This window comes from Bradyrhizobium sp. sGM-13 (assembly GCF_018398875.1).
Classification (GTDB): domain Bacteria; phylum Pseudomonadota; class Alphaproteobacteria; order Rhizobiales; family Xanthobacteraceae; genus Bradyrhizobium.
This window is the reverse complement of the sequence record NZ_JAGWDK010000039.1, coordinates 36,311-44,196: the sequence shown is the minus strand read 5'-3', so window position 1 is coordinate 44,196 and position 7,886 is coordinate 36,311. Positions and strand designations below refer to the sequence as shown.

At 62.2% G+C, this 7,886-nt stretch carries 7 protein-coding genes; 5 read left to right on the top strand and 2 right to left on the bottom strand.

Annotation, left to right across the window (positions count from 1 at the left end):
• Nucleotides 1-162 precede the first annotated feature (162 nt).
• Nucleotides 163-402 carry a hypothetical protein gene (locus tag KJQ96_RS33445; RefSeq protein ID WP_213290530.1) on the top strand — a complete coding sequence of 80 codons (240 nt, stop codon included), beginning with the start codon at nucleotides 163-165 and terminating at the stop codon, nucleotides 400-402.
• Nucleotides 403-484: 82 nt separating this feature from the next.
• Here KJQ96_RS33445 and KJQ96_RS33440 read toward each other — a convergent pair whose 3' ends face one another.
• Nucleotides 485-1,270, bottom strand: a complete 786-nt coding sequence (locus KJQ96_RS33440; protein ID WP_213290529.1) for an SDR family oxidoreductase — start codon at nucleotides 1,268-1,270, stop codon at nucleotides 485-487.
• Nucleotides 1,271-1,409: 139 nt separating this feature from the next.
• On the opposite strand from KJQ96_RS33440, the gene KJQ96_RS33435 reads away from it, so the two are divergent.
• From KJQ96_RS33435 to KJQ96_RS33420, 4 genes are all read left to right on the top strand, one after another.
• Nucleotides 1,410-2,579 carry a zinc-dependent alcohol dehydrogenase gene (locus KJQ96_RS33435; protein WP_213290528.1) on the top strand — a complete coding sequence of 390 codons (1,170 nt, stop codon included), beginning with the start codon at nucleotides 1,410-1,412 and terminating at the stop codon, nucleotides 2,577-2,579.
• Complete coding sequence (locus KJQ96_RS41845) at nucleotides 2,579-3,727, top strand: DUF305 domain-containing protein (RefSeq protein ID WP_213290527.1); 1,149 nt, start codon at nucleotides 2,579-2,581, stop codon at nucleotides 3,725-3,727. Before KJQ96_RS33435 ends, KJQ96_RS41845 begins: the two co-directional genes overlap by 1 nt.
• Before the next feature lie 137 nt (nucleotides 3,728-3,864).
• Nucleotides 3,865-4,857 carry a zinc-binding dehydrogenase gene (locus KJQ96_RS33425; protein ID WP_213290526.1) on the top strand — a complete coding sequence of 331 codons (993 nt, stop codon included), beginning with the start codon at nucleotides 3,865-3,867 and terminating at the stop codon, nucleotides 4,855-4,857.
• The gene (locus KJQ96_RS33420; protein WP_213290525.1) at nucleotides 4,854-5,879 is read left to right on the top strand and encodes a Gfo/Idh/MocA family protein; all 1,026 of its coding nucleotides are present in this window, start codon (nucleotides 4,854-4,856) and stop codon (nucleotides 5,877-5,879) included. Before KJQ96_RS33425 ends, KJQ96_RS33420 begins: the two co-directional genes overlap by 4 nt.
• A 36-nt stretch (nucleotides 5,880-5,915) precedes the next feature.
• Here KJQ96_RS33420 and KJQ96_RS33415 read toward each other — a convergent pair whose 3' ends face one another.
• Nucleotides 5,916-7,865, bottom strand: coding sequence for an alpha-amylase family glycosyl hydrolase (locus KJQ96_RS33415; protein ID WP_213290524.1), 1,950 nt, complete (start codon nucleotides 7,863-7,865; stop codon nucleotides 5,916-5,918).
• Between the last annotated feature and the right edge of the window lie 21 nt (nucleotides 7,866-7,886).

The following is a 7,886-nucleotide window of genomic DNA, read 5'->3' as shown; positions in this document are numbered from 1 at the left end:
GGAGGAGGAGCGTGACCGCGGCAACGTATTCGACATCCCGCTGTTGGCATCACGGTTTGCAGACGCCGCAAACTGGAGCCGCAACAGGCCAGGGCTCGCGAAGTTTCCGATTGGCTATTTCGGCGCAAGCACCGCATCGCCACCGGCGCATCCGTGAAAGCCGTGCTGAGAGCGCTCGTTAGGGCGAAGTCGGGCCGTCTCGTCCTTGCGGTGCCGGTTGCGCCACGCGATTCGCTTGACGAACTGAGTGGGGAGGCAGACGAGATCATTTGTCTCAAGAGCCCCGATCCGTTCTTTGCGGTCGGCATGCACTACAGGGATTTCGGCCAGACTTCGGATCAGGAAGTTACCGAGCTCTTGCATCGTTCAAAGGCCAGCAGCCCGAACCAGGCGCGTGCCTGAGGAACGGCGATCAGTGATCGCCTTCAGGTTTTGTCGTGATCTTCTCGGCATTGGACCCCGGCCGGGTCAAACCTCTTCCGCATCACAATTTCGCGGTACCGGGCTCCGCCACCCTGCGGTGCTGCCGAGCCAGAATCGCCGCGGGAGTGACGTTGGCTACGGCGGACTGGATCTTGTTCTTGAGTCCAGTGACGATATCTCCTTCCCCAGACATCATCGCCTCAAAGCCCGCTCTTGCGACCTCGGCAGCGTCGTCCTTCTTCGCGGTACCGACATAGGTATCCATCATGTCGGCGCGGCGGAAGAATTCCGTCTCCGTCGCACCGGGCATCAGGCAAGTGACGGTGATATCACTGCCGCGCAGCTCTTCCCGAATGGCGAACGAGAAGGAATCCAGAAACGCCTTCGTTCCGTTGTAGACCGCCTGGAAGCTGCCCGGCATGAATCCCGCGATTGATCCGGTGATCAGGATACGCCCGCTATTTCGCTGGCGCATGCCGCTTCCGATGCGGTGGATCAGATTGAGGGTGCCGGTGATGTTGGTATCCACGACTCTCCTAATCCGGTTGAACTCCTGATCCAGGAACGCTCGGCCGAGACCCACGCCTGCATTTGCGAGCAAGGCGTCCACCGGACGTCCTCGCGTGGCGGCGCATAGCTGATCGACTCCTTCAAGGGATGCGAGGTCGACCTGGACCGGATCCACCGTCACACCAAGTTTGCGCAGTTCGTCTGCCGCGGTTGCGATCGCGGGCTCATCCGCTGCAATGAGGAGATCAAAGCCGGCGCCCGCACAGCATCTGGCAAGTTCCAGTCCGATGCCGGTGGAAGCACCGGTGACAATCGCGAAGGGGCCGTCGGCAGGCATCGCCGCCTCCTCAACTTGAGCGTTTGCCCTTCAATTGCCGCAGCGCCTGCTCGTTCCAATTCTCCGGGCGCAAAAATAAGGAACCGGCCGCAATTTTGCGATTTAAGTCTTTGGTCACTTATACGCCGGAGCTCATTCGATGCGCGCCCTCACTTGGCACGGCAAGACCGACATCCGCTGCGATACCGTGCCCGACCCGAAGATCGAGCACGGACGCGACGTCGTCATCAAGGTAACGGCCTGCGCGATTTGCGGCTCCGACATCCACCTTTACGACGGCATCATGCCAAGCATGGAAAAGGGCGACGTGCTCGGACACGAGACCATGGGCGAGGTGGTCGAGGTGGGGCCGGAGATCAAGACGCTGAAGGCCGGCGACCGCGTCGTCGTACCATTCACAATCGCCTGCGGGGAATGCTTCTTCTGCAAGAATGGCTTCTACTCAGGTTGCGAACGATCCAACCCTAACGCGAAAACCGCAGAAAAACTGTGGGGGCATTCGCCTGCCGGTTTGTTTGGCTATTCACACATGCTCGGCGGGTTTGCCGGTGGCCAGGCCGAGTATATGCGCGTGCCGTATGCCGACGTTGGACCCATCAAGGTTCCTGACGGTCTCAACGATGAACAGGTGCTGTTTCTCTCGGACATCTTCCCAACCGGCTACATGGCCGCCGAGTTCTGCGACCTCAAAGGCGGCGAGACGGTTGCGGTCTGGGGTTGCGGGCCGGTCGGGCAGATGGCAATCAAGAGCGCATTCCTGCTCGGCGCCGGGCGAGTGATCGCGATCGACACCGTGCCGGAGCGATTGGCACTGGCGCAATCATCGGGTGCCATCACACTCGATTTCAGGAAAGAAGAGATCTACGACCGTATCCAGGAGTTGACCCAAGGCCGCGGTGCCGACGCCTGCATCGATGCAGTCGGCACCGAACCGGACATCCGCTCCGGCTTCGACGCGGTCGTCGATCGGGTCAAGGTCGCCACGTATCTCGGCACCGACAGTCCGCACGTCCTGCGCCAGGCCATCCATTGCTGCCGCAATTTCGGCGTGGTCTCGATCGTCGGCGTCTATGGCGGATTGCTGGACAAAATCCCGATGGGCTCGGCGATCAACCGCGGCCTCACCTTCCGTATGGCCCAGACACCAGTGCAGCACTACCTGCCAAAACTGCTTGAGCGGATCACCAAAGGCGAGATTGATCCTTCCTTTGTCATCACCCACCGCGCCACGCTCGAACAGGGACCGGAGCTGTACAAGACGTTCCGGGACAAGAAGGACGGCTGCATCAAAGTGGTGATGAAACCCTAGTGCAGCTTGAAGGCACCTTTGACGGACGTGCAGCAGCGGTCCCGGCGCATCAGCTTCGGTCGCGCTGGATCGCTGCGGCGGAGCTTGGACTCATCAGCAGCACGTTCTCAACCATCGTCAGCCAGCTTTTTGCTGCGCGTATCGGGCGCGATGCATGGGTCGACTGGATGACGGTCGCCGCGATACCAGCACGCGATTGGGCGCTCAGTGCCGAGCCTTCTTGGAGCGCGGTCCTCGCGGGAATTGCCTTTCATCAATGGGCGGACTTTTCCTGGGCGATGGTGTTCTTCGGCGTGCTCGGCCGCTGGACCGCGCAGCTTCGCCCGCTCGCCATCCTGCTGCTCGCCCTGCTCTGGGCCGCGTTCTCGTCGGCGACGGAATGGCTCTTGCTGGTGCCGCTCCTTCCATTCTGGCAACCGCTGTTCACGCTTCAGCAGCCCTATTGGATCGCCCTCCTCGTTCACGGCGCATCGGCCCTCATGTATCCGCTGTTTGCATGGCTGCGCTGGGCGCCCGGCTGCGCCCCGAAGAGAGATCTGCGCGTCGCCAAAGTGTGGGCGGCAGTGTCGGCGGCTGTAATCCTCGTGCTCGGTGGCATAGCGTTGTTGAGCGTTGTCGGGCGCGAGTTGCCATGGATGGGCCAGGACAGGGATGCGGGCCAAGCCTATATCCGCCACATGACCACGCATCATGCCCAAGGCATCGAGCTGGCCAGTCTCGGCGCCGAGCGGGCCCGCGATCCGCATCTGCGCGCGCTCGCGGCTCTAATGGTCGCAAGCCAGAGCGGCGAGAACAGGATATTCGAGAGCTGGTGGCAAAGCTGGTTCAAGACACCGATGCCGGATTGCACGGCGGATGAGCGCGCGGCCATGCCGGGCTATCTGACGCCCATGCAGATACAGCAGGTCAGGACTGCAGCGCCGGAGCAATTCGATGCGCAATTCACCGCAATGATGACCCTGCATCACAAGGGTGCCGTCAAGATGGCCGATCTGGCTTGGCGCAGCCCCGCAGACTTTCGCCTGCGCATCATGGCGCACGCGATCCGACACGAACAGCAAGGCCAAATCGCGCTCATGCAGAGGATGGAAGGAACAGCGGCAGTCGCGACGGCGCTCCGCAATATGTTTACCGACAATGTCAACTAGCCGATCTCCAACGACGGCCGATCACCTGCGCATCCGAGCATACGGGCGTTAGCGGTTCGGTTGCGGCCGGGGAACTCGCGCCACCCAAAGAATGTTAGTGGCGTGAGGATCCTGCCCTCTCAAAGCAAGCGACAGTCATGAACATCATTTCAGTTTCACCCATTACGCGGACCATGCGCGCGGCTGTTCTTCGCGGGCCGGGCGTGGTGCGCGTCGAGACGGTGCATCGGCCAGAGCCTGCGGCCAATCAGGTACGCATCCGCTTGCAGGGCTGCGGCGTTTGCGCGTCCAACCTCGCGGTCTGGGCGGGTCCGCAGTGGGCGACGTTTCCAACTGAACCCGGCGGTCTCGGTCACGAAGGCTGGGGCATCGTCGATGCCGTTGGCGAGAACGTCACGGGTATATCGATCGGCGAACGGGTGGCCGCGCTGTCCTATCACAGCTACGCCGAATATGATCTGGCGGATGCGAACGCTGTGGTGCCGATCCCCGTAACGCTCAATGAACAACCGTTTCCAGGCGAACCACTCGGTTGCGCCATGAACATCTTTCGGCGGAGCGAAATCGGCGCGAGACAGACGGTAGCGATCGTCGGAATCGGATTTCTCGGCGCTATCCTGACGAGCCTGGCCGCCAGTGCCGGCGCCAACGTCATCGCTCTCTCCAGACGACCGTTCGCCCTCGAAATGGCCCGCCGAATGGGAGCAGCCGAGACCATTCTGATCGATGACAAATCCAGCGCCGTCGAGCGCGCAAAAGCGCTGAACGGGGGGGAGCTCTGCGATCGCGTGATCGAGGCGACCGGCAAGCAGTGGCCGCTGGATCTTGCCGCAGAGCTGACGCGCGAGCGCGGCCGCCTGATCGTCGCAGGCTATCATCAGGACGGACCGCGACAGGTGAACATGCAGCTTTGGAATTGGCGCGGGATTGACGTGATCAATGCGCATGAGCGCGATCCGCAGATCTACATGCGCGGCATTCGCGACGCCGTCGACATCGTCACTGCGGGCCAGCTCGATCCGAGCCCCCTGTACACGCACAGTTTTCCCCTCGATCGCCTTGGTGACGCCCTCGACGCCACACGCGATCGTCCAGATGGCTTTCTCAAAGCGCTGGTGACATGCATATGACGCAGGCATCAATCGAAAGTAGCTGCGCACCCACAACGACGCGCCCGCGGGTCGGCTTCCTCGGCGTAGGTTGGATCGGACACCATCGTATGAGAGCGATCGCCGAAGCGGATGTGGTCGAGATCGCCGCAATTGCCGATTCTGTCGATGCAATGATTGCGCAGGCGGCGCCGCTTGCGCCTGATGCCAAGGCGCTTTCGACGCTCGAGGAGCTTCTGGACCAGGACATCGACGGCGTCGTCATTGCAACGCCAACAGCGCTCCATGCCGAGCAATCGATCCGTGCACTCGCCCGTGGAAAAGCGGTGTTTTGCCAGAAGCCGCTGGGACGCACGGCTAAAGAAGTCCGCGCCGTGATCGATACGGCGCGCTCGGCAAACCGGCTGCTCGCAGTCGACCTTTCGTACCGATTTACTGAGGCTATGCGGCAGATCCGACGGTTGGTGCATAATGGCGAGCTCGGACACGTCTACGCCGTGGAGCTGACCTTCCATAACGCCTACGGGCCGGACAAGCCGTGGTTCTACGAACCGGCGTTGGCCGGTGGCGGTTGCGTGATCGATCTGGGAGTTCACCTGGTCGACCTGGCGTTATGGGTGCTTGATTTCCCCAAGATCGTGCGCACGTCGTCACGGCTCTTTGCCAATGGCCAGTTGCTTTCCACCTCTGCCGAGCGCGCCGAGGACTATGCACTCGCCACAATCGATCTGGAAACGGGCGCTACCGTACATCTCACCTGCTCCTGGCGGCTGCCCGCCGGGCGCGATGCCGCGATTTCCGCGGCCTTCTACGGCACCCGGGGCGGCGCCGCGATGCGGAACGTCAATGGATCGTTCTACGATTTTGTCGCCGAACTCTATCGCGGAACGGCAAGTGAAACGCTCGCGGCTCCGCCGGATGCATGGTTCGGGCGCGCCGCCGTCGAATGGGCGCGGGCACTCGCCGCGGGAACGAGCTTCGATCCTTCCGCCGAACGATGTGCCGAGGTGGCGGCGGTGTTGGATCGGATATATGGCAGGTGAAATCCTTGCCTGCAGCTACACCACGTTTGACGCGCCTCAGCGAGGCTTCAGGATGCGAGCGGTCTCGCCATCCAGTCTGATGTTGCCATCGATGCCGATCTCCTCACCGGTCAAGAGATCGCTCAAGCTCCCGCCGGACAGCTTTTCGACGATCTCGCGCGGAATCGGCACGTCTGCGGGCGACATACCGTAATTCAGAAGCACCAGCACGTTGTCTGACGGTGTGCCGGCCATTCGCAAATAGGCCAGCACATTCTGGCCGTCGGCCACGTCCAGCATGCGGATTTGGCGCGAACGCAGCGCGGGATGCTCGCGACGCAATGCGATCAGCCGCTTGTACCAGTGCAGCAGCCCGTAGCTATCATCCCATGCGATCGGGTGGGCGTTCTTGTACGGCTCGTAGGCTGCACCGACCTCTTCGCCCGTATAGATGCCGGGAATGCCGGGCAGCGTCAGCAGCATGGCCGAAGCGACCCTGGTCCGTCCAACTCCGTGTCGTGAACGGAAACGCGGCCCGGTGTCATTGTTATCCAGAAACCGGAATACCAGGACGTCGCCTGACGCTGATGCTTCGATCGCGGAACGCAGCCGTCGCGCCGTGTTTGGCTTGTCTTCGAATGCATCGCGCCAGGCCCACTCGCCAAGCTTCCCGGTCCAGTCATAGGCTGCATCAAACCCATGTCGGCCGTAATAGGGGTCGCGCGCGGAAGCCTCGGCAAGCAAAAACAGATCTGGTTTGATGCGCTTGAGCTCCGCACGCCAACGGGGCCAGAACTCCGGCGCCCGCTGCTTCGGGCCCCATGCGGCGTCGACGCGGAAGCCATCCACATCGAATTCGCGCACCCAATATGCGAAGGCCTCGATCACCAGGCGCTGCACCTCCGGGTTGGCGTAGTTGAGATTCTTGAGATTGCTCCAATCGAAGTAGTGCTCGGCCTTGCCATCCTGCCCGCGCGCGAAGAAGCTGAAGTAAGGTGACGAGCGCTTACGCCGCAGGGAATCTGCGAAATAGGCGTGCTGGTCCGACAAATGGTTCGGAACGAAGTCGATGATCACCCGGATCCCACGCGCGTGAGCGGCCTCGACCAGTTCACGCAGCTTCCGTTCGTCGCCAACGCTCTGCCGCATCCGAAAATAGTCCGTCACGGCGTAGCCGAAGTCGCCCGGCGGGCTTTCGGTAATCGGCGAAAGCCATAGGGCCGTCACCCCAAGCTCTCTGAGCTGATCGAGGCGCGCGGTAACATCGGCAAGGCCGTCAGGGCCGAACAGCGTGGGCACAACACCATATACGACGGCGCGGTCGATCCAGGCGGCGTGATCGTGCTCGGCATCAACCGTTCGCAGGATGCCGCCCCGCGCACGAAGCATTACCGTCGCCTCGTCGGCGCGACCGTTGGCGTCCGTGACCTTGACCGTGACGGAATACTCGCCATCCGAGGGCACATCGGAGAGCTCGATGCGCGCTCCGTTCGCCGGCAATCCAGCAAGCGGTGCCGGATTGTCATCGCGCGCTCGCCATTCGTACGTGGCGATCGCACTGCCGCGGACCGGCGCAGGCAAGCTTCGTTGCGCACTCAGCGTGACGCCCGTGCCGTTCTCGGATGCGTCGACCAATGCGATCGGCGTGTTGCGGAGCCGTACATTCCAGCTCTGCTGTGCCGATCCGCGCTCGATGCCGTTTTGCCGACACTCGGCCCTGACCTGATTATCACCAGGCTGAAGCGAAATCCGGGCGCGAGTCCGCCCTTGCTTGGCCGGCAGCGTGACGGCCGAGCCGGGTGAGGTCACCACAATTTGATCGCAGCGGCCTTTAGGGACAGTGACGTCAACCGATTTCGAAAAGTCCCACGCATCGCCTCCGGCGGTGCCGAATGAGACGGGAACCTGATCCGTAGCGCCCGTCAACAACAGGGCCGCGCCAAGCAGGCCGGCACGTATCAGATGCAGGTACTTGCGAGACGCAATTTGCCGGGACGCGATTTTCATGGCCGCTCCCGACCCGACGTC

Coding starts and splice junctions, on each gene's coding strand:
- KJQ96_RS33440 (WP_213290529.1), bottom strand. CDS start 1,270: ATGCCTGCCGACGGCCCCTTCGCGATTGTCACCGGTGCTTCCACCGGC.
- KJQ96_RS33435 (WP_213290528.1), top strand. CDS start 1,410: ATGCGCGCCCTCACTTGGCACGGCAAGACCGACATCCGCTGCGATACC.
- KJQ96_RS33425 (WP_213290526.1), top strand. CDS start 3,865: ATGAACATCATTTCAGTTTCACCCATTACGCGGACCATGCGCGCGGCT.
- KJQ96_RS33420 (WP_213290525.1), top strand. CDS start 4,854: ATGACGCAGGCATCAATCGAAAGTAGCTGCGCACCCACAACGACGCGC.
- KJQ96_RS33415 (WP_213290524.1), bottom strand. CDS start 7,865: ATGAAAATCGCGTCCCGGCAAATTGCGTCTCGCAAGTACCTGCATCTG.